The following is a 24,090-nucleotide window of genomic DNA, read 5'->3' on the forward strand; positions in this document are numbered from 1 at the left end:
CAGCACGGCCGGGCCGGGGTGTAGGCGATGGGCGTGTTGCGGCCAAGCAGCCATGCCTGGCGTGTTGCAACAGAAGAGGGCCGGCACGTCTCGGAGCGTTCGATGAAATCAACCGCTTTGAGGAGACTGCCATGAACGCCCCTGAGTCCCTGTTCATCCCCGCCACCGGTGATGCCCCCGATGCCGCCCGCTTTGGCGAACTGCTGGCCCAATCGCGCCAGCCTTTTCCCGCGTCGACCAAGTCCTATCTGGCCGGTGCCATCCACCCGCAGCTGCAGGTGCCGGTGCGCGATATTGCGCTGACCAATGGAGAGCAGGTCAGCGTCTACGACACCTCGGGCCCCTACACCGACCCGGCCGTGGCCATCGATGTGCGCCAGGGCCTGCCCGCGCTGCGTGCCGAATGGATCGCGGCGCGCGGCGACAGCCAATACTATGTGGGGCGCCAGCGCGTGGCGCTCGATGATGGCGGCAAGCGCGGGGAAGAAGACCTGCGCGTGGCCCAGCTGCGGGCCGAGGCCGCTGCATTGCAGCGCCAGCCGCGCCGCGCCAAGAGCGGCGCCAACGTGACCCAGATGCACTATGCGCGCCGGGGCATCATCACTCCCGAGATGGAGTATGTGGCCCTGCGCGAGAACGGCCGCCGCGAATGGATGGCCGAGTACCAGCGCGATGCCGCGCGCGAGGCGCGCCTGGCCGGCAACAGCCTGGGCGCTGCGATTCCCAAGATCATCACGCCCGAGTTTGTGCGCGACGAGGTGGCGCGGGGCCGGGCCATCATCCCGGCCAATATCAACCACCCCGAGATCGAGCCGATGGCCATTGGCCGCAACTTCAAGGTCAAGATCAATGCCAATATCGGCAACTCGGCGGTGACCTCGAGCATCGAGGAAGAGGTGGAGAAGCTGGTCTGGGCGATCCGCTGGGGTGCGGACAATGTGATGGACCTGTCCACCGGCAAGAACATCCACACCACGCGCGACTGGATCGTGCGCAACTCGCCGGTGCCCATTGGCACGGTGCCGATCTACCAGGCGCTGGAGAAGGTGGGCGGCGTGGCCGAGGACCTGAGCTGGGAGATCTTCCGCGACACCCTGGTGGAGCAGGCAGAGCAGGGCGTGGACTATTTCACCATCCATGCTGGCGTGCGCCTGGCCTATATCCACCTGACGGCCCAGCGCCGCACCGGCATCGTCTCGCGTGGCGGCTCAATCATGGCCAAATGGTGCATGGCCCACCACCGCGAGAGCTTCCTCTACGCGCATTTTGAAGACATCTGCGACATCATGAAGCAGTACGACGTGAGCTTCTCGCTGGGCGATGGCCTGCGCCCGGGCTGCGCCTCGGACGCGAATGACGAGGCCCAGTTTGCCGAGCTGGCCACCCTGGGCGAGCTGACCCAGCTGGCCTGGAAGCACGATGTGCAGACCATGATCGAAGGCCCCGGCCATGTGCCCATGCACATGATCCAGGCGAACATGACCGAGCAGCTCAAGCACTGCCACGAGGCGCCGTTCTACACCCTGGGCCCGCTGACCATCGACATCGCACCGGGCTACGACCATATCGCCAGCGCCATCGGCGCGGCGATGATCGGCTGGTTTGGCACCGCCATGCTGTGCTATGTGACGCCCAAGGAGCACCTGGGCCTGCCCGACCGCGATGACGTCAAGCAGGGCATCATTGCCTACAAGATTGCCGCGCACGCAGCCGATGTGGCCAAGGGCCACCCGGGGGCCCGGGCGCGTGACGATGCGCTCAGCCAGGCGCGCTTTGATTTCCGCTGGGAGGACCAGTTCAACCTGGGGCTGGACCCGGACACGGCCCGCGCCTTTCATGACGAAACCCTGCCCAAGGACAGTGCCAAGGTGGCGCATTTCTGCTCGATGTGCGGGCCCAAGTTCTGCTCGATGAAGATCACGCAGGAGGTGCGCGAGTTTGCCAAGAACCAGGGTGTGGCCGAAGAGCAGGGCATTGCCGTGGGCATGCAGGCCAAGGCGGCGGAGTTCAACCGGGCGGGCGGCGATTTCTACATCCCGATCGCCAGCGACACCACGGCCAGGTAAGGACGCGGCGGGCGTTGACCCCATGCGGCCACCACCCGGTGGCCGCCTTGGCGCCTCGGTGTCAGCAGCATTTGCTGCGCTGCACTAAACTGCGGACTGCCATCTGCCAGCCCCTTTCAACGCCAGAAAGCCCTTTGCCATGAACGTCACGCAAGCCATGAAAGAGCGCCGCTCGGTGCGCGCCTTTTTGCCCAAAGTTCCCTCTGCCCACGAGGTGCACAGCCTGATCGCCGATGCGGCCCAGGCGGCATCGGGCGGCAACCTGCAGCCCTGGCGGGTGGTGGCGCTGGCAGGTCATGCGCTGCATGAACTGACCGATGCCATTGCGGATGCGCAGCCGCTGCCCGAAGGCGGCAACAACTACACCTACCCGCCCAATCTCTGGGAGCCTTACCGCACGCGCCGCTTCAAGAACGGTGAGGACCTGTACAAGACCATCGACATTCCGCGCGAGGACAAGGCCGCGCGCCTGGAGCAGCTGGCCAAGAACGGGCGCTTCTTTGGCGCACCGGTGGGCCTCCTGGTGTTTGCCGATGAGCGCATGGGTTATGCGCAGTGGGTGGACCTGGGCATTTACCTGCAGTCCCTCATGCTGCTGGCCACCGAGCGCGGCCTGGCCACCTGTGCCCAGGGCTACTGGCGCCGCTATGGCGACACGGTGGAGCGGGTGCTCAAGGCGCCAGAACCTTACCGTGTGGCCTATGGCATTGCGCTGGGCTATGAAGACCTGACGGCGCCGATCAACGGCCTGCGCGCCGACCGCGCACCCTTTGGCGACTGGGCGCAGATGCGCGGGTTTGACTGAAGCTGCTCAACGGGAGCATCAGACCGCGATATAGCGGTCCTTGCGGTGGTTCATCGCCACAATCAGGTTCAGGATGACGGCGCCTGCAATCGACCATGCGACCGATACGGCCGGCACCAGCCACAGCGCGAAGGCCACGATGAGGCAGTCCAGGCCCATCTGCACCTTGCCGGCCGACCAGCCATGGCGCTCCTGCAGGTAGAGCACCAGAATGCCAAAGCCGCCCAGGCTGACCCGGTGGCGGAACAGAATCAAAAAGCCCGTGCCCAGCAGCACACCGCCAAGGATGCCGGCCAGCGGCTGGGACACATAGGAGATGGAAAGCAGCGCCGGCAGCAGCTCGGTGAGCCAGGAGGTGGCCACCACCGCGATAAAGGTCTTGACCACAAAGGCAGTGCCCATGCGCTTGGCCGCCAGCCAGTAGAACGGCAAATTCAGACAGAAGAACAGCAGGCCCAGGTCGGTGCCGGTGGCGTAGTGCCCCAGCAGTGCAATGCCGGCAATGCCGCCGGTCAGCAGCCCCGCGCTTTTGTACAGCACCAAGGCGGTAGAGATCAGCAAGATGCCGACCGCCATCGCGATGCCATCCTCCAGCCAGGAATGGCCGGAAGAGCCGGTCTTGAGCGCCCAGCGGAATTTGTTGGAGGTCAGTTGGCTCACGCGCGCAAAGCCTGCGCTGGCAAAGAGGCGGTATCGGGTCATGGGAAGAGGGCAAGCAAGAGTCCTGCCAGCTTGGGGCGCAGCGCATGCCCCCACTCTGACCAGGCGCAAGCAAAAGGCGAGATAGCCCTCAAATATAGGGCTAACCCTTATCCCTCAAACCATGCCGAGGATTGGCGCAGCCCGGCTGCAGGCTGCTTTTCCCGGTTCAGTCGCTTACTTCCAAATGGGGCACTGGGCCTCTTGCTTGCTCGCAAACAGCGTCTCGCCCGGCAGCGCCTTGAGCAGCTTGAACGAGTCATGCTTGCCCTTGGACTCCTCAGGCGTCTTGACCTGCAGCAGGTACATGTCATGCACATAGCGGCCATTGGGCTCGATCTTGCCCTTGCCGAACATGTCGTTCAGCGGCATCGACTTGAGGGTCTGCATCACCTTGTCGGCATCCAGGCTCTGCGCCTTCTCTACGGCCTTGAAGTAGCTCATTGCCGAGGAGTAATCGGAGGCCTGCAGCGAGGTCGGCATTTTCTTGGTGCGGGCGTAGTAGCGGTCGGTCCAGGCGCGGGCCTCGGGCGAGCGGTCCCAGTACCAGCTGTCGGTGAACATCAAGCCACCGGCGAGCTTGAGGCCCAGGCTCTCGACCTCATTGGCGAACACCATCAGCGCCACGGGCTTCATCTTGGGCGTAATGCCAAACTCGCGCGCCGCCTTGAGTGCGTTCATGAAGTCACCGCCGGCATTGGCCAGGCCCAGGATCTCGGCCTTGCTGGCCTGCACCTGCACCAGGTAGGACGAAAAATCGTTCGCATGGAAAGGCGCACGCACCGATTTGACGATCTGGCCGCCCTGGGCCTGCACCACCTGGGTCACATCGGCCTCCAGGGTGTGGCCAAAGGTGTAGTCGGCGACCAAGAGTGCCCAGGTCTTGGCGCCTTGCTCTGACACCGCCCGGCCCGTGCCGCGCGCAATGGCCGTGGTGTCGCTGTTGTAGTGCACCCAGTACGGCGAGCACTGGCTGCCCGTCAGGTTGGAGGAGTAGGCGCCATTGATCAGCAGCACGCGCTTTTTCTCATTGGCCACCTGGCCCATGGCCAGCGCCGTCGCGGTGTTGGTGCCGGCAATCAGCAGCTGTACATCCTGGGTGTCGACCCATTCGCGCGATTTGGTCGAGGCGATATCGGCCTTGTTCTGGTGGTCGGCCGACAAGAGCTCGATCGGGCGGCCCAAGAGCTTGCCGCCAAAGTCTTCAATGGCCATCTGGATAGCGGTCACGCCGCCCTTGCCATCGCCGTCCGAATACTGGCTGGACATATCGGTGAGAAAACCCAGGCGCACCGGCGCTGGGGCCTGTGCCTGGGCCGTGCCGGTGATCGCGCAGCAGGCGAGGGCACAGGCGCTGAGCGCGGGCCGAAAGCGCAGGGAGGTTGGGGTGGACATACGAGACTCCTTTGTTATGGGTTGCTTTGGTGGTGCAACAGCCATGCTAAGAGCAGATGCCAGATGGCGACAGGGTAGAAGCCGCGGCGCCGCGCCGCGTTTGTCACCCACGTTACCGGGCGCGCTGTGCAGAGGAATATTTTGATAAGTTGATAAATATAAATAAATACCAAATAACACATAGGAATATTTGTCCAGAGGGCATGCTGCTGTAAGAGCGGCTCTGTCAAATCTTCTTCATCAGGATGTCACCCGCCGTTGCAACACTCCCGCCTTTCTTTTGGGATCCCTATGCGACGCTTACCCCTTGTGGCCGCCATGGCCTCTTTGCTCATCCTCACCACACAAACCACGCCAGCGGCAGATCTGTCGGTGCAGACCCCCGCTGGCCAGGCGCTGGAGGCCAAGCTGGCCGCCGCTGACCCGCAAGGCCAGGTCTATGCTGCGCATGTATTCAGCGACCCGGCAGCGACCAAGCTGCCTGATGGCTGGCGCCCAGCCTCATGGAATAAGGGCACGGTGACTATGGATGCCAGCACCGGCCATCTTCTGATCAACGGCAAGGCCAATGACACTGCGATGACGGCAGTCCTCCTGCCTGTGGAGCTGGAGACGCTGTCCAACTACCGGGTGGATGTGGAGTTCAGCTTCGAGCAGCAGAACAATGCCACGCGCTGGGGCAGTGTGATGTACCGCACCTCGCCCGCCACAAATTCTCCGGCGCACGAGCCCTACTACCAATTTGCGATTCGCCAGACGGCCACGGCCAACAATGGCACCGAATTTGCGCTCCGCAAGGCGAATGCCTGGTCGGTGCAGGGCACCAAGCCCTTTACCGAGGCGATCAGCGCCACGAAAACCTATACCGCCAGCGTCGTGGTCTATGGCAACCGGGTGCGCCAGTACCTCGATGGCGCCTTGCTGCACGACACGGTGATGACGGCCGACATGGCCAAGGGGGGCATTGGCATGTCGACTGCCGGCCTCATCATGCGTGTCAAAAGCATCAAGGTGACCGAGCAGATCACGCCACTGCCTGAGTTCGATATGCCCGTGGCCGTGCAGGACGCCGGCAGCGCAGCGGCAATGGCACCCACCCTGGTACAGGCGGCAGAAGGCCTGCAATCGCTGGCTGGCACCGGCGCCAGCAATGCGCTGTGGACGCTGGACAGCAGCCTCAATCTGCTTGACGCCAGCGGTGCCACGGTGGGTACGCTGGCGGCCTACTTTGCCCAGCCCAACCGCAACACCATTCCGCTGTTGCGCATCCAGGATGCAGCGACCCTGAATGCGCTGGTGACTTTCTCCGACCAGGTGCACAATCTCGCCGACCTGACCTTGCTGTCCAGCGATGTGGCACTGCTCAAGCAAGCCCGCGTGGCGCTGCCCAAGCTGCGCACAGCGGTGGATTTCAGCGAGCGCAAGCTGACCACGTCCAAGGCCGATCTGCTGACCATCGTGGGCGATACCAACCGGGCGGGCGCCAAGATCGCGATCCTGCCTGAGGGCCTGACAACCCGCGCGTTTGTCGCCCATCTGCAGCGCCTGCTGATCACGGTCTGGAGCAATGCCGAGGCCGCCACCCCCGAGCAAGCAGCGAAGGTGCTGGTCAGCGGTGTCAACGGCGTCGTCTCTGCCAACAGCGCCGCCTACGCCGAGGTGCTGCGCAAGCTGCCCGCCAACACCTTGCTGCGCAAGCCGCTGGTGATCGGCCACCGCGGCATGCCCAGCCGCGAGGACGAGAACACGCTGGAAAGCGCCAAGGCGGCAGTGGCTGCCGGTGCCGATGCCGTGGAAAACGACATCTACATCACCACCGATGACCACCTGGTCATCATGCACGACGACACCGTCAACCGCACCACCAATGGCATGGGCAATGTGGAGGACATGAGCCTCGCGCAGGTCAAGGCCTTGGCCACCAAGACCAAGGGCTACCAGGTGCCCACGATGCGCGAGTACTTCCAGGCCTTCAAGAACAATCCGATCACCCATGTGATCGAGCTCAAGAGCAGCAACCCGCGCATCATTGCCCAGCTCAAGAAGGAAATGGCCGAAGAGGGGGTGGCGGACCAGTCGGTTGCGATCTCTTTCATTGCCGACCAGCTCAAGCGCAGCGGCGAGCAAATGCCCGAGCTGACGGGCGGTTTCCTCAACAGCATTGCCGACAGCGCCGACGTGCCGGCCAGCGTACGCAATGTGCTGGAAGCGACCCAGGCCAACTCCTCGACCTTCAACCCCAGCTACACCGCCATTCGCCAAAGCACGATGGAGGCGGCCAAGCACCGGGGCGTGACCTTCTGGCCCTGGACAGTGAATACGGCCACTGACTTCTACAAGTACTACAGCTGGGGCACCAACGGCATCACCACCGACCACGCCTACCTGGCCAGCAACTTCCCGGTGGAGATCGCTGCCAAGCCGCAAACGGCCGCGCTGGCCTTGAAAGAGCCGCTGAGCCTGGGTGTGACCCTGACCACCCAACTGCGTGCGCAAAGCGATGCCACTGCCACCGAGCTGGTGTACCTGGGCGGTACCGCTACGGCAGTGCACGATGGCAAAGGAGGCCTCAGCTTCAGCAGCGCAGGCACGGCCATCGTCATGCCCGGCTACCGCTACCAGATGGATGGCACCTACAGCTATGTGATCATGGGCCAGCCCGTGACCCTGGTGGTGGGCGATGGCAGCGATGGCGTGGTGGGCACACCCAATGCACCCGCTGCCGGCAATGTGGCCTGCAGCAGCGCTGTACCCGGACAGACCAGCACCTGCGCCGTGGTGCCCCAACCGGGCTACCAGCTGGTGGGCCTGGCGGCAGGCAGTACCTGCCCGGCCGGCCAATGGAATGCCGACCAAACGGCCTACACCACCGGCACGATTGCAGCGCAGTGCCAGGTGCGTTTTGACTTTGTGGCCAAGCCGGCCAGCGCATCCCTGACCCCCATCGGCAAGGACGGCGAGATGCAAGCCACCGTGCAAGGCGGCGGCACGGGCCTGTGGGCCTTTGATGCTGCGCAAGCGGTTGCCGTAAGCCCGGCAGCGGCTGCGCCCAGTGGCCTGAGCTTTCCGTTTGGCGTCGTCAGCCTGCAGCTGACCGGCGGCCAGCCAGGCCAGAGCGCCACGGTGGAGATGACCTACCCGCAGGCGCTGCCCGCCAATGCCAAGTACTACAAGTTTGGCAAGACCGCCGACAACAACCAGGACCACTGGTATGCCTACCCCAACGCCACCATCAGCGGCAACAAGGTCATCCTGACCCTCACCGACGGCCAGACCGGCGATGACGACCTGCTGGCCAATGGCGTCATCCGCGATCCGGGTGGTGTAGCCGTGCTGGCCGATGACCCCGGCACGCCTGGCACCCCTGGCGCTACCGCCACCCCCGTGCCTACCTTGGGCCATGCAGCACTCGCGCTGCTGTCGGGCGGCATGGGCCTGCTGGCCTGGCGCCGCAAGCGCAAGGCGCTGGTTTGATCGTTAGGGTTTGATGGGTAGTTGACCGCCAGTGGCGCCTTGGGGTGCCCTGGCGGTTTTTTTCAAGCGCAGGCATGGCGCAAGCGGTAGGGTGCGTCAGGGCACTTCCGATGCGTCGCAAAGTCGGCTAGATTGCTAGCTGATTTTGATGATATGAATCAGATGCAACTTTATTCCTACAAGCTGGATTTCCGAATTTGGCATCCAAGCATTGACCCGCAGATAGTCACCGAGACACTGGGGCTGGAGCCCACGCATTTCTGCATGGAGGGGCAGCCGCGCAAAACCCCCAAGGGGCGTCTTCTGGGTGGCATTCATGCTGAAAGCTATTGGAGCGCTGATCCATTCAAGCGGGGCGAATATATGTCCTCAGACGATGCTGCTGAGGACGCTATTTCTGCAGTGCTTGAGTTGCTGCGTCCACATAAGCATTTTCTGCTTCTATTGCAGGGTCAAGGTGGGCGCTTGGTGTTACAGATCAGCAGCTTCAGCGCGCGCAACTACGCTATCGTGTTGCCGCCCGATTTGCTGATGGAGATGGCCGCGCTTGGCATCAGCTGGGCCCATGATGTGCATCCCTATGCGCAGAGCTGGTAGCGCAATCTTTTGATCGCCGAAGACGGAACTCAAACCACCTGCCCCAGCCCCCGTGCATCCGGCATGCGCGATGCCCAGGCAAACACCGCCATCCCCAGCAGCACCGTCACCGCCAGGCCCAGCGCCAGCAACAGGCCGCTGTGAAAGAGCTGCGGCGCCACCAGGCCCGAGATGATGGTGAAGACCATCATCTGGCTAAAGCCCTGCAAGGACGAAGCCAGGCCGCGCATCTGGGGGAAATGGCCCATGGCTTCCAAGGTCAGGATGGGCATCAGCTGCGAGATGCCAAAGGTGTAGAGCGTGATCGGCAGGACGGCCCAGGGGACGCTGGGCTGTTGCGTCAGGCTGTTGTAGAGCAGGTTGCTGGCGCAGGCGATGAGCAGGCAGGCATAGCCGATGCGTTTTTGCAGAGCAGCTGGGATGCGGCGGGCAAAGAGGCTGGAGACGGCTGAGCCCAGCATGGTGCCGGCGATCAGCGGGATGAACAGCCAGCCCAGCGCAGTTTCGTCCTTGCCCAGGATGGTCATCACAAACTCGGCTGCGGAGCTGATGTAGATGGAGTTGGCGCCGGCCATCAGCGCCAGGCCAATGAGCATGGTGCGGAATTTGCGATTGCGCAGCGCCTGCAGGTAGTTGCCGGCAATGACGCGCAGCTTCAAAGGCGTGCGGCGCTCGGGCGGCAGCGTCTCGGGCAGCTGGCGCCAGATCAGCAGTGCCAGCAGCGCGCCAAAGCCCGAGAGGAAATAGAAGCTGTAGCGCCAGCCACCATGGCTTTGCAGCCAGCCGCCCAGCACGGGCGCGAGGGCAGGGGCCAGGCCAAACACCATCATCACCAGCGCCATCATGCGCTGCGCCTCTGCCCCCTGGTGCTGGTCTTGCACCATCGCGCGCACGATGACCATGCCCGAGCCGGCGCACAGGCCCTGCACCAGGCGCATCAGCACCAGCGATTCGATCGAGCCGGCAAAGGCCGCTGCCAGCGAAGTGATGCAGTAGCCGATGGCCGAGACCATCAGCACGCGGCGGCGGCCAAAGGTGTCGCTGAGCGTGCCGTAGAACAGCATGGTGCTGGCCATTGCAAACACATAGACGCTCAGCGTCTGCTGCACCGCTATCGGCGTGGCGCCAAATTCCTGTCCGATGGCATGGAAAGAGGGCAGGTAGGTATCGATGCCCAGCGGACCAATCATGGTGCACAGGGCAAACAGCAAGGTGAGCGTAACGGGTGACTTTTGCATGGGGCGCTGGGCGCTGCCCTGGGCCGCGATCACAGCAAGCGCTGCCTGGCCCTGCGGGCGGAGGAAGAAGCGGGTGGGGGCTAAGGCGCCGAAATGAAGAACCACCGCCTCTCAGAAGAGGGGAGCGGCAAAGTGGCAAGCAAGCATTTAACCAAAAAATGCCGCTGCCTGTGCCCGCTGGCGGCGCCGCCGCAAAGAGCTGGGACATTGGCCGGCTGCAATGCAAAGAGCGCGAAACTGTGTACACATTTCGCGCTCTGGGCGGGTATCGGTGTTGTAGAGCGTTTAGCCCGCGCTGGGGCGCTCGGCGCCCTTGGGGCGAAATGCCTTGCAGACCGCTTCATCAGTCTGCAGATAGGGGCCGCCGATCAGGTCCACGCAGTAGGGCACGGCGGCAAAGATGCCGGGCACCTGCTGCTGGCCTTCGGCGTCCTTGAGGCCTTCCAGGGTCTGGGCAATGGCCTTGGGCTGGCCGGGCAGGTTGATGACCAGGCTGCTGCCCCGGATGACGGCCACCTGGCGCGACAAAATCGCGGTGGGCACAAACTGCAGGCTGATCTGGCGCATTTGCTCGCCAAAGCCGGGCATCACCTTGTCGGCCACGGCCAGGGTGGCTTCGGGCGTCACATCGCGTGGCGCGGGGCCGGTGCCGCCGGTGGTCAACACCAGCGCGCAGCCAGCGTCCACCAGCTCGATGAGGGTCTGGCTGATCAGTGCCTCTTCGTCGGCAATCAGGCGGGTCTCGTACTGCAGCGGGTTGCGCAGCGCGCGGCCCAGCCAGTCCTGCAGCGCAGGCAGGCCCTTGTCTTCATAGACGCCACGGCTGGCGCGGTCGCTGATGGAGACCAGGCCAATCTTGACGCTGTCGCAGGTGTTGCTCATGGCCGGACCCCTTGCGCTGCCATCAGGCCTGGTCATCGTCGTCATCGCCGTCTTCGGGCGCATCGGCGCTGCTGCGGCTGGCGCTGTGGGCGGCCATCACATGGTCGCGCACCAGCTGGAACAGCTCACGGTAGGCGCGGCCCTTGCGGGGCGCCTGGCCGGTCGATTCCTGCACATTGGCCTCATGGGCGCCGGGCATGTCCTTGCGGGCCTGGCGCACCAGCGAGCGCAGCTGCTGGATGTCGGTATCGGGGGCTTCATTGATCCACTGGGCGACGGCGTCGTCGCTGACGATCATGCGGTCGCGCCACTGCTCGGCCGCATGCAGCAGGGCCTTTTCCAGGCTGGAGCCTTCCTTTTGCTCGGACAGGGCGGCATTGATGGCAGCAACTTCGCTGTCTTCGAGCTTGCGCATCAGCTTGCCGATGTACTGCATCTGGCGGCGCTTGCCCTCGAAATTGGTGATGCGCTTGGCTTCGGCCAACGCGTTGGCCAGGATCTCGGGCAATTCCAGGCGCTTGAAGAGATCGCTGCGCAAGGTCAGCAGCTCTTTGCCCAGGTCTTGCAGCTCATCCATCTCCTTTTTCAGGTCGGATTTGCTCGACTCGGTCGTGCCTTTGAGCTCGGCCTTGAGTTCGATATCGAGCTCGCTGCCTTCGGCCACGAACTTGCCGCGAACGAAATAGCCTTTTTTGGGTTTGCGTGACATGGTTAAATGCTTTTGTTCAAAAGGCCATCGCCCGGCGCAGTGCCTGGGCGATGGCGGTTATCAGTATCATAGCGGGCAGTATGAATAAATCCGTATCCAGCTCTAACAGCCAAGGCGATGCCAAGGCTGAGTCCGGCTTCAGCTACAGCCGCGCATTTTTCAAAGATCTCGTCGAGCAGGCGCTCTCGCATGCCAAAAAACTGGGGGCCAGCGACGCCGGGGCCGATGCCTCCGAAGGCTCCGGTCTGTCGGTGAGTGTGCGCAAAGGCGAACTGGAGACGGTGGAGCGCAACCGGGACAAATCACTGGGGGTGACGGTCTATCTGGGCAAACGCCGTGGCAACGCCAGCACGTCTGATTTCTCTGCCCAAGCCGTGCAGCGCACCGTGCAGGCGGCCTATGACATTGCACGCTTCACCGCCGAGGACCCTATCGCAGGTCTGCCCGACGCAGCCGACATTGTGCCAGCAGCCGAGCACCGTGCGCTCGAGCTATTCCATCCTTGGGCCATTGACAGCGAGGCGGCGGCCCAATTGGCGCTGCAGTGCGAGGCAGCAGCCTTTGCCACCGACAAGCGCATCACCAACAGCGAAGGCGCCGGTGTGTCGGCCCAGCAAAGCCATTTCTACAGCGCCCATACCAATGGTTTTGCCGGCGGCTATGCCAGCTCGCGCCACAGCCTGTCGGTCGCGCCGATTGCCGGCAAGGGGGCCGACATGCAGCGCGATGCCTGGTACAGCAGCATGCGCCGTGCGGGCGATCTGGCCGATCCGGCTGTCGTGGGCCGCTACGCTGCCGAGCGCGCACTCTCGCGTCTGGGCGCGCGCAAGATTGCCACCACCGAATGCGCGGTGCTGTTCGATGCACCGCTGGCTGCTGGCCTCGTGGGCTCGCTGGTGCAGGCCATCAGCGGCGGCGCGCTCTACCGCCGCAGCTCCTTCTTGCTGCATTCGCTGGGCAAGAAGGTGTTCCCCAAGCATATCCAGCTGATCGAAGATCCGTTCATCATCGGCGGCAAGGGCAGCGCGCCTTATGACGACGAAGGCGTGCGCGTGGCCAAGCGCTCGGTGATCGAGGACGGCAAGGTGGCCGGTTATTTCCTGTCCACCTATTCGGCCCGCAAGCTGAGCATGCGCACCACCGGCAACGCCGGCGGCGCCCACAACCTGCATTTCTACTCGACCAAGACGCGCCCTTCGGACGACCTCAATGCCATGCTGCAAAAGCTGGGCACGGGCCTCTTTGTGATCGAGCTGATGGGCCAGGGCGTGAACCCGGTCACCGGCGATTACTCGCGCGGCGCCAGTGGTTTCTGGGTCGAAAACGGCCAGATCGCCTTCCCGGTCGAAGAGATCACGATTGCCGGTAACCTCAAGGACATGTTCAAGGGCATCGAGGCCGTGGGCGCCGACGAGTACAACGCCGGCTCCAAGACCCTGGGCAGTATCTTGGTCAACCGCATGAAGGTGGCAGGGTCCTGATCCCGCGCCGTTCAATAGCTTCCAGCCCGCTCAAAGCCATCCAATCCAGGGGCGGCGGGCGGGTTTTGTTTTTTTGAGTGAGCAGCTGGCCAAGGCTGGCCAGTGCCGTAAGGAGTGGGCTGTGTTTACCGGCATTATTCAGGCAGTGGCGCGCATCAGCGCGATCGACGACCAACCGGGGCTGCGGAGCTTTACCGTGGCCTTCCCCGAGGGCTTTTGCGAAGACCTGGCGATAGGAGCGAGCGTCTCGCACGACGGCGTGTGCCTGACGGTGACCGAGCTGCTGGACGCCAGCCATGCCCGCTTTGATGTGATGCAGCAAAGCCTGAACATCACCACCTTGGGCGCGCTGGAGCTGGGCTCGCCAGTGAATGTGGAGCGCGCTGCCAAGGATGGCGCCGAGATTGGCGGCCACCCGCTGTCGGGCCATGTGGACTTTACCGGCACCCTGGCGCAGGTGCGCCAGTTCGACAACAACCATGTGATGCGCGTGGCGGTACCCGAGGCCTTTCGCCGCTATGTGTTTGCCAAGGGCTATATCGCCATCAATGGCGCCAGCCTGACCGTCGCCGAGGTGAACCGCCAGGAAGGCTGGTTCGAGGTCTGGCTGATTCCCGAGACCTTGCGCATGACCGTCTTTGGCGACAAGCGCGCCGGCGACCGCCTGAACATCGAGATCGAGCGCAGCACCCAGGTCGTCGTCGACACCGTGCGCGAAGCGGTGGATGAGAGCCTGGGCCAACTCAAGCCCCTGCTCGAAGCGCTGCTGCGCGAGAAGGGCTTGAGCCTGGATGACCTGGTCACGCCGCCGCAGTTGCCCAAGGCTTGATGCCCAAGGTCTAGATCAACGAGTGGCCACGATAAAGATCCGGGGGAAGGGCAGCAATACTGTGCCGCTGGGCAGCGCCGGGTAGGACTGGCGGATGGCGGCCAGGTAGTCGGCCAGGAACTGCGTCTTCTCCTGTGCATCGAGCTGCGCCAAAAATGGCCGCAGTGCCGAGCCCTTGAACCATTCGACCACCGCCTCGTGGTTGGCCAGCGGGTGCATATAGGTGGTGCGCCAGGCATCGACCCGGCTGCACAGCGGCTGCAACAGTGCGTAGTACCAGTCCAGATTGTGGCGGTCCGGGTGGCGCACCGCGCCGATGCGCGAGGCCCAGGGGCCTTGTGCGGCCACTTCGCGCGCCAGCACATGGGCGGGTTCTTGCAGGTTGTCGGGCGTCTGCACCGCCAGGCTGCCGCCGACGCGCAGTTGCTGCAGCAATTGCGGGTAGAGGCGGGCATGGTCGGGCAGCCACTGTAGGCTGGCATTGGCCAGGATCACATCCACAGCCGGCGCTGCTTGCCAGTTGCCAATGTCGGCCAGCGCAAACGGCGTCTGCGGCAGGCGCTCGCGCGCGGCGCGCAGCATGTCCTCGTCATTGTCCAGGCCGGTCACAGTGGCACAGGGGTAGCGGGCTTGCAGCACCTCGGTGGAGTTGCCGGGGCCGCAGCCCAGGTCGATTGCGATCTGCACCTCGGTGTTCGGAATGGCGGCCACCAGATCGCGCACGGGACGGGTGCGTTCGGCTTCAAACTGGCTGTATTGCTGGGCGGACCAGGTCATGGGGTTTCTCCTTGTGTGGTGCTGGGCACTGTAGTGCGCTTTACCCATGCTGACAAATGCGCTATAAAAACCTTATCCATACTTTTGAGGTATTGCTGGATGGAGCTGAGACATTTGAAGGCCCTGGTCTGCATTGCCGAATGTGGCAACCTGACCCGGGCTGCGCAGCAGCTGGGCATGCAGCAGCCGCCGCTGACACGCTTGCTGCAGCAGCTGGAGGCGGAGATGGGCACACCGTTGATGGAGCGGCTGCCCCGAGGCATGCGGCCCACCGCGGCTGGCCTGGCGCTGGTGCAGGAGGCGCGCATGGTGCTGGCCCGGGTGGAGGCCATGGCCGGCCTGGTTCAGGATGCCGCCCAGGGCGGACGCGGCCATGTGGCCATTGGCTTTACCAGCTCGGCAGCGCTCCACCCCTTGGTGGCGCAGGTGCTGCGGGCCTTTCGGGCCCAGTGGCCGCGCGTGAAGGTCACCCTGGAGGAGGCGGGCTCGGGCGAGCTGCTCGAGGCCCTGCTGGCGCAGCGCCTGCATGCCGCGCTGGTGCGTTCGGCCTGGGAGGCGCAGCCCAGCCTCAGCAGCCGCCTTTTGCTCAGTGAGCCGATGGTGGTGGCCGGGCCGGCCGGGCATGCGCTGATGCAGTCCAAACGCGCCTTGCCGCTGGCGCAGTTGCGGGGCCAGCCGCTGGTGCTGTACAAGCGGCCTGCGGGCCCGGGCCTGCACGATGGCATTGTGGCCGCCTGTGTGGGTGCGGGCTTTCATCCGCAGGTGGTGCAAGAGGCCCCGCGCCTGACTGCGACCCTGAGCCTGGTGGCCGCAGGCCTGGGCCTGAGCATTGTGCCGGCCTCGCTGCAGCAGCTGCGCGGCGACGGGCTGGCCTATCGGCGGCTGAGTGCTGCGCCCGGTCTGGTGGCGCCGCTGATTCTGGTCAGCCAGCGCCGCCCAGAAGCCCAGGCCCGTGTGCTGCTCCAGCACCTGGGCAGCATTCTGGACCAGCAACTGGCCCAGCAGCGTGCACGCAAGGGAGTGGCCTGATATGCAAAAACGCGTCATGCCGTCGATGATGGCGCTGCAGTGCTTTGAGGCCGTGGCCCGCCACATGAGCTTTACCTTGGCGGCCCAGGATTTGTGTCTGACCCAGAGCGCGATCAGCAAGCAGATTGCGCAACTGGAAGCCACCGTCTGCCAGGCGCTGTTCCACCGCTCGGCGCGCGGGCTGGCGCTGACCCCTGCCGGCCGCATGTACCTGGGCGAGGTGCGCAGCATCTTGAACCAGGTCGATGCCTCGGCCCGCTATGTGATGGGCTATGGCGAGGCGGACGAAACCCTGACGATTGCCGTGCAGCCCACCTTTGGCATCACCTGGCTGATTCCGCGCCTGCGGCAATTCATGCAGGCCTACCCGCATATCCAGGTCGTCACCAAGGGCGATGCCCGCCCTTTTGACCTGATGCAGGCGCGCATCGACATCTCGCTGTTCTATGGCGAAGGCAGCCTGCCGGGTGCGGACTGCCACCGCCTGTTCGAGGCCGATGTGGCAGTCGTTTGTGCGCCAGAGATTCTGCCGGTTAATGGCCTGGCGTCGCTCGCTGAGCTGGAGCAGTTGCCGCTGGTCCAGTGCTCCTTTCGGCCCGAGATCTGGCGCGACTGGTTTGGTAGCCAGGGCTTTGTGCCGGTCGATGCCTACCGGGGCCCGCGCTTTGACACCTTCTCGATGTGCCTGCAGGCCGCGCAAGAAGGCATTGGCTTGGCCATCATGCCGCGCATGTTTGCCGAGCAGGCGCTGGCCCGGGGCAGCCTGGTGCAGCCCTGGCCCTTTGTGCAGCCCAGCGACGGCGCCTACTACGTAGCGCACGCCAGCCACTGCGCGGCCTTGCCCAAGATCCGCCATTTTGTCGACTGGGTGCTGGCGCAGGCGCATGCCAGCGCGCCCACTGCATGAAATTTTGGAATAGCCCGATCATTTAATTTCGTTTGCCCAGCAGCGCGGCCTTGCGAACAATGCGTAGTTCAACAAGAACAACGACGGAGACTGCGCCATGGCCGCGCTGCACCATTACCTCTCGATTGCCGATCTGGAACGCGCTGCCCGCCGGCGCTTGCCCGCCTGTGTACGCGGCTATGTCTGCGGCGGCACGGAAGACGGCGTATCGCTGCAGCAAAGCCTGCAGGCCTTCTCGCGCCTGGGCTTTGTGCCGCGTGGCCTGCGCCATGTGGCCCGGCGCAGCACGGCCACCACCTTGTGGGGCCAGACCTATTCGCTGCCGATGGGCTTTGCGCCCACCGGCTTTGCTGCCATTGTGATGAAGGACTGCGATGCGGCGCTGGCCAAGGTGGCGCAGGCGCAGGCACTGCCCTTCATCATCAGCGGCGCATCGACCGTGCCCTTGGAGCAGCTGCAAAGCGCCCATGGCCAGCGCTGCTGGTACCAGGCCTACCTGCCGGGCAATATGGCGCGCATCCTGCCGCTGCTGCAGCGCCTCGAAAAAGCCCAGATCCCCGTGCTGGTGGTCACCATCGACACCTGCGTGGGCGCCAACCGCGAGAACCTGCAGCGCCTGCGCTTTACCGTGCCGTTTCGCCCCAGCTGGACCTTGTTGCTCGACGGACTGCGCCACCCGCGCTGGAGCTGCGATGTGTTCCTGCGCACGGTCCTGAGCCAGGGCGTGCCCCGCTTTGCCAACCTGGCCCATGAGGCGGGGCCGGCCATCACCGCCGACCCGCCCAACGGCTTTCGGGGCGAGCGCGACCAGCTCGACTGGGACTGCATAGACCAGATACGCGCTGCCTGGAAGGGCAAGCTGGTGCTCAAGGGTGTCATGCACCCGGAGGACGCCAGGCTCGCCGTGGCCCATGGCGCCGATGCGGTCATCGTCTCGACCCATGGTGGGCGCCAGCTCGATGCCTGCATCTCCCCCTTGCAGGCGCTGCCCGAGATTCGGCAGGCCGTGCCTGCCGGCTATCCGGTCTTCATCGACGGCGGCTTTCGCCGGGGCAGCGATGTGCTCAAGGCCATCGCGCTGGGCGCTGACCTGGTCTTTACCGGCCGGCCCCAGCTGTTTGGTGCGGCAGTCGCTGGCGAGGCGGGTATTGCGCACGCGGTGCAGCTGTTCCGCCAGGAGCTGATGACCAACCTGGCGCTGCTGGGCGTCAACCACCCGCAGGAGCTGACAGCGGACTATTTGCGCATCCAGGGCGATTTTTCGCTGCCCCCCAGTCAGTGCTAACAGCGCTGCACCCATTTGCCATCAAGGAGACAAAAATGAAGAAACCAAGCAAGGCCGTACTGGCCCTGGCCGCTGCATGGGCCGTGGTGCCTGCAGCACATGCACAAACTGCTGGCTACCCCAGCAAGCCCGTCAAACTGGTCGTAGGTTATGCGCCCGGCGGCGCCACCGATATTGGCGCGCGGCTGATGGCTGACGCGCTGGGCAAGGACCTGGGCCAGTCCTTTATCGTCGAAAACCGCCCGGGCGCCAACAGCAATATCGGTGCCGAATATGTGGTGCGCGCGCCAGCCGATGGCTATACCTTGTTTGTGGGCTCCATCTCAACGGCGATCAACCAGGGCCTCTACACCAAGCTGGGCTTTGATGCCGGCAAGGACCTGGTGCCCGTGGCCCAGCTCAATGTGGTGCCCAATATTCTGGCCGTCAGCGCCAAGCTGCCGGTCAACTCGGTGGCCGAGTACATCGCCTATGGCAAGCAGCACCCGGACAAGCTGACCTGCGCGTCGCCCGGCAGCGGCTCGTCGGCCCATCTGGGCTGCGAGCTGTTCAAGCTCAAGACGGGGACCAGCATCCTGCATGTGCCCTACCGGGGCAGCGGCCCGGCCGTGTCGGACTTGCTGGGCGGGCAGGTGGATTCGATGATGGACAACCTGCCGCCGCTGCTGGCACAGATCCGCGCCGGCAAGCTCAAGGGCCTGGCGGTGACGACCGCTGAGCGCGTCGATTTCGCCTCGGATATCCCGACCGTCGCCGAGTCCGGTGTGCCCGGCTTTGAGGTTGCCGCCTGGTTTGGCGTGTTTGCGCCCGCCGGTACACCGGCCCAGGTGGTGGAGACCGTCAACAAGGCCATCAACCGCGCACTGAACGCCAACCCCGATGTGCGGGCCAAGTACCAGAGCAATGGCTTTATGCTGCCGCCCGCGCCCAATTCACCGGCCAGCTTTCAGCGCTTCTTCCACAGCGAGATCAAGCGCTGGGGTGACGTGGCGCAGGCCACCAAGCTGAAGATCGACTGAGGCCGATACAGCCCTAACGCGCGTTGGCTGCCAGCCGCGTGGGCAGCAGCAGCGACACGCCAGCGGCCAGCACCAGCAGCGCAGCAGCTGCGCCAAAGGCAATCCAGTGGGTGCCGAACTGCTCATAGGCCCAGCCGCCCAGCCAGCTGCTGATCATCGCGCCAATCTGGTGGCCCAGGTAGGCGCAGCCGTAGAGCATGCCCACCAGCTTGATGCCGTAGAGATCGCCCAGAATGGCCGAAGACGCGGCAATCGAGCCGGCCCAGACAATGCCGCCCAGCGCGGCCACGGCATAGAGCTGCCAGTGGTGGATGACGGCCACCAAGCCGACAAAGCCCAGGCCCCGCACCAGGTAGATGACGGCCAGGATATAGCGGCGCGGCACCATGTCCGACAGCTTGCCCAGGCCCAGGGTGCTGAAGATGGCGACCAGGCCAATGAGGCCAATGCCGCCGGCACTGCTGCCGGCATCAAAGCCATGGTCCATCAGCATGGGCACGCCATGCGTGCCCAGCAGGTTCATGCTGAAGCCGCAGGCAAACAGGCCCAGAAAGATCTGCCAGAAAGGTGCGGTGGCCACGGCCTGCGCAAAGCCCAAGGTGGGTGCGGCGGGCTGGCCGGCCATCGCGCGCAGGCGCTCCTGGCGTGCTGCCTGCTCGGCCGGGGTCAGGTCGGTGTGCTCGGGCGCGTCATCGCGCACAATCCATAGCGCCATCGCGCTGACGATCAGCGCAAACACCAGCGCAAAGCCCAGCAGGGTGTGCTGCCAGCCCCAGCGCGCAATCGTGAAGGTGAAGACCGGCGTCATCACCGCAATACCAGCCATCGAGCCGGTGGACAGAAAGAACAGCGCCATGCCGCGCTGGCGCGTGAACCAGCTGCTGATCATCGGTGTGACTGCGACCGGGCTGGTGAAGGCCAGGCCCAGCGACAGCGCCACGCCGTAGGACCAGAAGAACAGCCAGGGCGTGCGGGCGTTGACCGCCCAGATGCAGGACAGCACCACGATGACGGTGCCCAGCAGCAGCACCCGCCGCGTGCCCTGGCGCGCCACGAGCCAGCCGGCCAGTGGCATGCCCAGGCCGTAGCACAGCATGCCAAAGGCGACGATGGACGACAGCAGGCTGCGGCTGAACCCCAGGTCCTGCGACAGCGGCACGATAAAGGGGCCGATCCCCATGCGCATGCCCACGGTGAGCAAGGTGAGGATGGTGGAGGCTGCGACGATCACCCAGCCGAAATAGAGGCCGGACGGTGGGGTGGGGCCTGGAGGCAGGGAGGTATTGAGCGCTGTCATGTCGCGGGGGCCGCGAGGCGCTCGTCAAAAGGCCTGCGCAACAAGGATGTAGTAGGGCCGATGATAGGCCGGGGCGCAGGAGAGGCAAGCGGGGCGTGCGGCTGGATGTCGCGCTGGCGGCAGGCGGGCCAGCGCGCGGGTCAGCGCTGTGCGGCGGGGGCGCCTGCCGTATCGGGCAGCAGCATCAGCAAAGTGCGGTTGTAGTCTTCCACCACCATCAGCTGGCCGGCATGGTTCAGTGCCAGGCCCGTGGGGCGGCCCAGTGGCCGGGTCTTGCTATCGGCCGTCCAGGGGCCCAGCCATTCGATCGGCTTGCCGCTGGGTTTACCGTCCTTCTGGCGCGCAAAGCCCACGACGCGGTGGCCTTGCGGCCCATGCCAGGCGGCCAGCAACTGGCCTTGGAAGGGGCTGGCCTGCGTGGTGGCCAGCAGGTGCAGCGGGGCGGTATGGGCGGGCCAGCGCATATGTGGCGCCTGGGTGGCGGTGCAGCGCGCGCGTTGCTCGTAGCCGCGCGCCGGGCGCTGAGCGCCTATGCAGTAAGGCCAGCCATAGTCGGCGCCTTCCAGCAGCTCGTTGAGCTCTTCGGGCGGCTCGTTCCTGTCGCGGTAGTCGATATTGTTCTCAGCCTGCCAGAGGCTGCCTTGGGCGGGGCCATCGGGCAAGGTGGCCAGGGCCACGGAATTGCGCAGGCCCAGCGCAAAGGGGGCGAACTGCTGCACAGGCGCTTGTCCTGGCAGCGCAGGGCTGCGCAATACCGCACGCCATACCGCGCCCCGAAACTGCATCGCCCCGCGCTCGGGGCAGGGATGGGGCAGGGTGCCTTGCGCATCCTGGCAGCGGTCTGTGAGCGAGCCGATATTGACGTAAAGGCTGCCATCGGGCCCGAACGTGATTTCCTTGAGCGGGTGGGCGCCGTCATCGGGCAGCTGGTCCAGCACCGTTTGCGCCTGGATTGGTTGGCCGGCGGCCGGCACCGGCGTGCGCCAGATGCGGCCGGCCTCGCCGATATAGATCTGGGCATCGGGCCCGCGTACCAAGGCCAGGGGCCGGTCCAGCTTGTCGGCGAGGACCTGAACCTGGGGGCGCTGGGTGGCGGCGGCCGAAGGCGCAGGCAGGCGCAGCTCCAGCAGCCGGCCCTGGCGCGGCATCCAGCTGCCCATGTCGATGATCCACAGGCGCCCGGGGCTGATCTCCAGCACCCGGCGGGGCGCACGCAGGCCGTCGCGCTCATCAGCAACCAAGGCTACGCAGGTGCCCGCCGGGCTGCTGATGCTGACTTTTTCATAGCCGCCGCAGCGGCCCTGGGGTGTGTAGCCCCGGGCATGCGCCAGCGGCGCCCAGGCCAGCAGGGCGCTGGCCAGCGCAGCGAGCGCCGCCTGGGGTGCCCGGCGTTCAGGCCAGCACTTGTGCAATCGCCTTGCCCACGTCCGGGGTCTTGGCCTGGCCGCCCAGGTCGGGCGTGCGCGGGCCGCTCAGAATGGTCTGGCTGATGGCATCGACGATGGCGTCATGCGCGCTGCGCCAGGCACCCTGGCCGTTGCCCAGGAAGTCGAGCATCAGTGCCACCGACCAGATCATCGCAATGGGGTTGGCAATGTTCTGGCCGTAGATGTCGGGCGCCGAGCCATGCACCGGCTCGAACAGCGAGGGGAAGTTGCGCTCGGGGTTCAGGTTGGCCGACGGTGCCAGGCCGATGGTGCCGGTGGTGGCCGGGCCCAGGTCGCTCAGGATGTCGCCAAACAGGTTGGTGGCGGCGACCACATCGAAGCGGCCGGGCTGCAGCACAAAGCGGGCGGTCAGGATGTCGATGTGCTGCTTGTCCAGCACCACGTCAGGGTAGTTTTTGGCCATGGCTTCGGCACATTTGTCCCACCAGGGCATGCTGATTGCAATGCCGTTGGACTTGGTGGCCAGGGTCACATGCTTTTTGCTGCGGCTTTGGGCCAGGTCAAAGGCGAACTTGAGCAGGCGGTCAGCGCCCTTGCGGGTGAACACGGCCTCTTGCAGCACCATTTCGCGGTCCGTGCCTTCGAACATGATGCCGCCCAGCGCGGTGTACTCGCCCTCGGTGTTTTCGCGCACCACGTAGTAGTCGATATCGCCCGGCTTGCGGCCGGCCAGCGGGCAGGGCACGCCGTCAAACAGGCGCACCGGGCGCAGGTTGATGTACTGGTCGAACTCGCGGCGGAACTTGAGCAGCGAGCCCCAGAGCGAGACATGGTCGGGCACGGTGGCGGGCCAGCCGACAGCGCCGAACAGGATCGCGTCAAAGCCTTGCAGCTGCGCTTTCCAGTCATCGGGCATCATCTGGCCGTGGGCGGTAAAGTAGTCGCAATGCGCCCAGTCAAAATGCTGCATCTCCAGCGGCAGGTCAAAGCGCTTGGCGGCGGCCTCCAGCACGCGGATGCCTTCGGGCATCACTTCCTTGCCAATGCCGTCGCCCGCCAATACCGCGATACGTAGTTTCTTGCTCATGCTGGTCCTGAATGTCTGGTCAAAAGGTGGTGGTGGCCGCCCGGGCGACTGGCCGCGCTCGCAAAGGCCATTGCTGGGCTCTACAATCGCTCGTCCTTGCACCTGGGTGCCGGGGCTGGGGTGTCTGGATGGGCATCCTAGCGCTGTTGGAGCAGCTGCGCAGCATGGTGCGAGACAGCTTGCACCGCCGGCGCCCCATTTTGCCGCCTGCCGTGTCGCCTTTTCCTTTTCCCCCTGAATCCCTGGCCGTCCTGGCCGCCGCCTGCTGGGCGCTGGCCGCGCTGTTCTCCGCCCCGGTGGCGCGCAAGATGGGCGCCTTTGCCTTTACCCGATGGCGCATGGTGTTCGCCACCGTGATGCTGGGCGGCTGGGCCACCTTGGCGGGCACCTGGGGCAGCCTGAACCTGGCACTGGTGAGCGTGCTGGTGCTGTCGGGCTTTATCGGTATCTTCATTGGCGACACGGTGCTGTTTGCCTGCATGAACCGGCTGGGCCCGCGCCGATCGGGCATTTTGTTTGCCACCCATTCGATGATGTCGGCCGTGCTGGCGGCGCTCTTTTTAGGCGAGCGCATGGGCGCAGTGGCCATGCTGGGCTGCGCACTGGTGCTGAGTGGCGTGATGTGCGCCATTGCCTTTGGCAAGCGCGCGGGCAGCGAATCGAGCCTGGAGGCCACACGCGGCCGGCTGGCCGTGGGCGTGGGTCTGGGGCTGGTAGCCGCCTTGGGCCAGGCGCTGGGCACCTTGGTGGTCAAGCCGGTGATGGGCCCCGATGTGGACCCGGTGGCTGCATCGGCCGTGCGCATGGCGGCCGGCTTTGGCTTTCATGCGCTGCTGCTGCTGGTGGGCTGGAAGCCGGCGCGCCTGACCGCCGTGATGGCGCCGCGCGATTGGCAATTGCTGGCGGGCAGCGCCTTTTTGTCGATGGCCATGGGCATGACCTTGATCCTCGCCGCCCTCAAGTACGGCAGCGCCGGGCTGGTGGGCATGCTGTCCTCTGTCTCGCCCATCCTGCTGCTGCCGCTATTGTGGTGGAAGACCAGGGTGCCGCCCACCTTGGGCGCCATGGCCGGCGCGCTGCTGACCGTGGCCGGCGTGGTGCTGATCCTGGCGCGGCTGCACTGACC

At 65.0% G+C, this 24,090-nt stretch carries 20 protein-coding genes; 11 read left to right on the forward strand and 9 right to left on the reverse strand.

The window, feature by feature from the left end:
• Positions 1-131: 131 nt before the first annotated feature.
• A complete protein-coding gene (thiC, locus tag WH265_RS14165; protein WP_339558686.1) occupies positions 132-2,066 on the forward strand; it encodes a phosphomethylpyrimidine synthase ThiC in 1,935 nt (644 codons plus the stop codon).
• Positions 2,067-2,205: 139 nt separating this feature from the next.
• The gene (locus WH265_RS14170; protein ID WP_339558687.1) at positions 2,206-2,871 is read left to right on the forward strand and encodes a nitroreductase; all 666 of its coding nucleotides are present in this window, start codon (positions 2,206-2,208) and stop codon (positions 2,869-2,871) included.
• Positions 2,872-2,889: 18 nt separating this feature from the next.
• Here WH265_RS14170 and WH265_RS14175 read toward each other — a convergent pair whose 3' ends face one another.
• Positions 2,890-3,573 (reverse strand): YitT family protein, encoded by a 684-nt coding sequence (locus WH265_RS14175; RefSeq protein WP_339558688.1) that lies wholly within the window; start codon positions 3,571-3,573, stop codon positions 2,890-2,892.
• 174 nt (positions 3,574-3,747) lie between these two features.
• Positions 3,748-4,965, reverse strand: a complete 1,218-nt coding sequence (locus WH265_RS14180; protein WP_021028582.1) for an ABC transporter substrate-binding protein — start codon at positions 4,963-4,965, stop codon at positions 3,748-3,750.
• Positions 4,966-5,283: 318 nt separating this feature from the next.
• On the opposite strand from WH265_RS14180, the gene WH265_RS14185 reads away from it, so the two are divergent.
• A complete protein-coding gene (locus WH265_RS14185; protein ID WP_339558689.1) occupies positions 5,284-8,439 on the forward strand; it encodes an IPTL-CTERM sorting domain-containing protein in 3,156 nt (1,051 codons plus the stop codon).
• Positions 8,440-8,592: 153 nt separating this feature from the next.
• Positions 8,593-9,036, forward strand: a complete 444-nt coding sequence (locus WH265_RS14190) for a DUF4279 domain-containing protein (protein WP_339558690.1) — start codon at positions 8,593-8,595, stop codon at positions 9,034-9,036.
• Positions 9,037-9,065: 29 nt separating this feature from the next.
• On the opposite strand, the gene WH265_RS14195 is transcribed toward WH265_RS14190, so the two are convergent.
• The 3 genes from WH265_RS14195 to yjgA form a co-directional block, all read right to left on the reverse strand.
• The gene (locus WH265_RS14195; protein WP_339558691.1) at positions 9,066-10,274 is read right to left on the reverse strand and encodes a multidrug effflux MFS transporter; all 1,209 of its coding nucleotides are present in this window, start codon (positions 10,272-10,274) and stop codon (positions 9,066-9,068) included.
• Positions 10,275-10,559: 285 nt separating this feature from the next.
• Positions 10,560-11,156, reverse strand: coding sequence for a molybdopterin adenylyltransferase (gene mog / locus WH265_RS14200; RefSeq protein WP_021028586.1), 597 nt, complete (start codon positions 11,154-11,156; stop codon positions 10,560-10,562).
• A 22-nt stretch (positions 11,157-11,178) separates the two neighbouring features.
• Positions 11,179-11,865: a ribosome biogenesis factor YjgA gene (yjgA, locus tag WH265_RS14205; RefSeq protein ID WP_021028587.1), complete on the reverse strand. Its 687-nt coding sequence runs from the start codon at positions 11,863-11,865 to the stop codon at positions 11,179-11,181.
• A gap of 80 nt (positions 11,866-11,945) precedes the next feature.
• On the opposite strand from yjgA, the gene pmbA reads away from it, so the two are divergent.
• Together pmbA and WH265_RS14215 are read left to right on the forward strand one after the other, a co-directional pair.
• A complete protein-coding gene (pmbA, locus tag WH265_RS14210) occupies positions 11,946-13,346 on the forward strand; it encodes a metalloprotease PmbA (RefSeq protein ID WP_339558692.1) in 1,401 nt (466 codons plus the stop codon).
• Positions 13,347-13,467: 121 nt separating this feature from the next.
• On the forward strand, positions 13,468-14,175 hold the full coding sequence (locus WH265_RS14215) for a riboflavin synthase subunit alpha (RefSeq protein WP_339520462.1): 708 nt from the start codon (positions 13,468-13,470) through the stop codon (positions 14,173-14,175).
• Between the two features lie 15 nt (positions 14,176-14,190).
• On the opposite strand, the gene tam is transcribed toward WH265_RS14215, so the two are convergent.
• Positions 14,191-14,952 (reverse strand): trans-aconitate 2-methyltransferase, encoded by a 762-nt coding sequence (gene tam, locus WH265_RS14220; protein ID WP_339558693.1) that lies wholly within the window; start codon positions 14,950-14,952, stop codon positions 14,191-14,193.
• A gap of 99 nt (positions 14,953-15,051) precedes the next feature.
• On the opposite strand from tam, the gene WH265_RS14225 reads away from it, so the two are divergent.
• The 4 genes from WH265_RS14225 (at position 15,052) to WH265_RS14240 (ending at position 19,192) form a co-directional block, all read left to right on the forward strand.
• Positions 15,052-15,981 carry a LysR family transcriptional regulator gene (locus WH265_RS14225; RefSeq protein WP_339537601.1) on the forward strand — a complete coding sequence of 310 codons (930 nt, stop codon included), beginning with the start codon at positions 15,052-15,054 and terminating at the stop codon, positions 15,979-15,981.
• 1 nt (position 15,982) lies between these two features.
• Positions 15,983-16,888, forward strand: a complete 906-nt coding sequence (locus tag WH265_RS14230; RefSeq protein ID WP_339537602.1) for a LysR substrate-binding domain-containing protein — start codon at positions 15,983-15,985, stop codon at positions 16,886-16,888.
• A gap of 97 nt (positions 16,889-16,985) precedes the next feature.
• Complete coding sequence (locus WH265_RS14235) at positions 16,986-18,173, forward strand: alpha-hydroxy acid oxidase (RefSeq protein WP_339558694.1); 1,188 nt, start codon at positions 16,986-16,988, stop codon at positions 18,171-18,173.
• 35 nt (positions 18,174-18,208) lie between these two features.
• On the forward strand, positions 18,209-19,192 hold the full coding sequence (locus WH265_RS14240) for a Bug family tripartite tricarboxylate transporter substrate binding protein (protein WP_339558695.1): 984 nt from the start codon (positions 18,209-18,211) through the stop codon (positions 19,190-19,192).
• 13 nt (positions 19,193-19,205) lie between these two features.
• Here WH265_RS14240 and WH265_RS14245 read toward each other — a convergent pair whose 3' ends face one another.
• The 3 genes from WH265_RS14245 to WH265_RS14255 form a co-directional block, all read right to left on the reverse strand.
• Positions 19,206-20,489, reverse strand: coding sequence for an MFS transporter (locus WH265_RS14245; protein ID WP_021026304.1), 1,284 nt, complete (start codon positions 20,487-20,489; stop codon positions 19,206-19,208).
• 140 nt (positions 20,490-20,629) lie between these two features.
• A complete protein-coding gene (locus WH265_RS14250) occupies positions 20,630-21,901 on the reverse strand; it encodes a PQQ-dependent sugar dehydrogenase (RefSeq protein ID WP_339558696.1) in 1,272 nt (423 codons plus the stop codon).
• Positions 21,882-22,964, reverse strand: coding sequence for a tartrate dehydrogenase (locus WH265_RS14255; RefSeq protein WP_339558697.1), 1,083 nt, complete (start codon positions 22,962-22,964; stop codon positions 21,882-21,884). Before WH265_RS14255 ends, WH265_RS14250 begins: the two co-directional genes overlap by 20 nt.
• A gap of 212 nt (positions 22,965-23,176) precedes the next feature.
• On the opposite strand from WH265_RS14255, the gene WH265_RS14260 reads away from it, so the two are divergent.
• Positions 23,177-24,088, forward strand: a complete 912-nt coding sequence (locus WH265_RS14260) for a DMT family transporter (RefSeq protein ID WP_339558698.1) — start codon at positions 23,177-23,179, stop codon at positions 24,086-24,088.
• The last annotated feature ends 2 nt before the right edge of the window (positions 24,089-24,090 follow it).

It is taken from the genome of Comamonas sp. MYb396 (assembly GCF_037479555.1).
Classification (GTDB): Bacteria; Pseudomonadota; Gammaproteobacteria; order Burkholderiales; family Burkholderiaceae_C; genus Comamonas.

What these genes read in the sequence shown, in the direction of transcription:
- thiC (WP_339558686.1), top strand. Translation starts at nt 132, where the DNA reads ATGAACGCCCCTGAGTCCCTGTTCATCCCCGCCACCGGTGATGCCCCC.
- WH265_RS14170 (WP_339558687.1), top strand. Translation starts at nt 2,206, where the DNA reads ATGAACGTCACGCAAGCCATGAAAGAGCGCCGCTCGGTGCGCGCCTTT.
- WH265_RS14175 (WP_339558688.1), bottom strand. Translation starts at nt 3,573, where the DNA reads ATGACCCGATACCGCCTCTTTGCCAGCGCAGGCTTTGCGCGCGTGAGC.
- WH265_RS14180 (WP_021028582.1), bottom strand. Translation starts at nt 4,965, where the DNA reads ATGTCCACCCCAACCTCCCTGCGCTTTCGGCCCGCGCTCAGCGCCTGT.
- WH265_RS14185 (WP_339558689.1), top strand. Translation starts at nt 5,284, where the DNA reads ATGGCCTCTTTGCTCATCCTCACCACACAAACCACGCCAGCGGCAGAT.
- WH265_RS14190 (WP_339558690.1), top strand. Translation starts at nt 8,593, where the DNA reads ATGAATCAGATGCAACTTTATTCCTACAAGCTGGATTTCCGAATTTGG.
- WH265_RS14195 (WP_339558691.1), bottom strand. Translation starts at nt 10,274, where the DNA reads ATGCAAAAGTCACCCGTTACGCTCACCTTGCTGTTTGCCCTGTGCACC.
- mog (WP_021028586.1), bottom strand. Translation starts at nt 11,156, where the DNA reads ATGAGCAACACCTGCGACAGCGTCAAGATTGGCCTGGTCTCCATCAGC.
- yjgA (WP_021028587.1), bottom strand. Translation starts at nt 11,865, where the DNA reads ATGTCACGCAAACCCAAAAAAGGCTATTTCGTTCGCGGCAAGTTCGTG.
- pmbA (WP_339558692.1), top strand. Translation starts at nt 11,946, where the DNA reads ATGAATAAATCCGTATCCAGCTCTAACAGCCAAGGCGATGCCAAGGCT.
- tam (WP_339558693.1), bottom strand. Translation starts at nt 14,952, where the DNA reads ATGACCTGGTCCGCCCAGCAATACAGCCAGTTTGAAGCCGAACGCACC.
- WH265_RS14225 (WP_339537601.1), top strand. Translation starts at nt 15,052, where the DNA reads ATGGAGCTGAGACATTTGAAGGCCCTGGTCTGCATTGCCGAATGTGGC.
- WH265_RS14230 (WP_339537602.1), top strand. Translation starts at nt 15,983, where the DNA reads ATGCAAAAACGCGTCATGCCGTCGATGATGGCGCTGCAGTGCTTTGAG.
- WH265_RS14235 (WP_339558694.1), top strand. Translation starts at nt 16,986, where the DNA reads ATGGCCGCGCTGCACCATTACCTCTCGATTGCCGATCTGGAACGCGCT.
- WH265_RS14240 (WP_339558695.1), top strand. Translation starts at nt 18,209, where the DNA reads ATGAAGAAACCAAGCAAGGCCGTACTGGCCCTGGCCGCTGCATGGGCC.
- WH265_RS14245 (WP_021026304.1), bottom strand. Translation starts at nt 20,489, where the DNA reads ATGACAGCGCTCAATACCTCCCTGCCTCCAGGCCCCACCCCACCGTCC.
- WH265_RS14255 (WP_339558697.1), bottom strand. Translation starts at nt 22,964, where the DNA reads ATGAGCAAGAAACTACGTATCGCGGTATTGGCGGGCGACGGCATTGGC.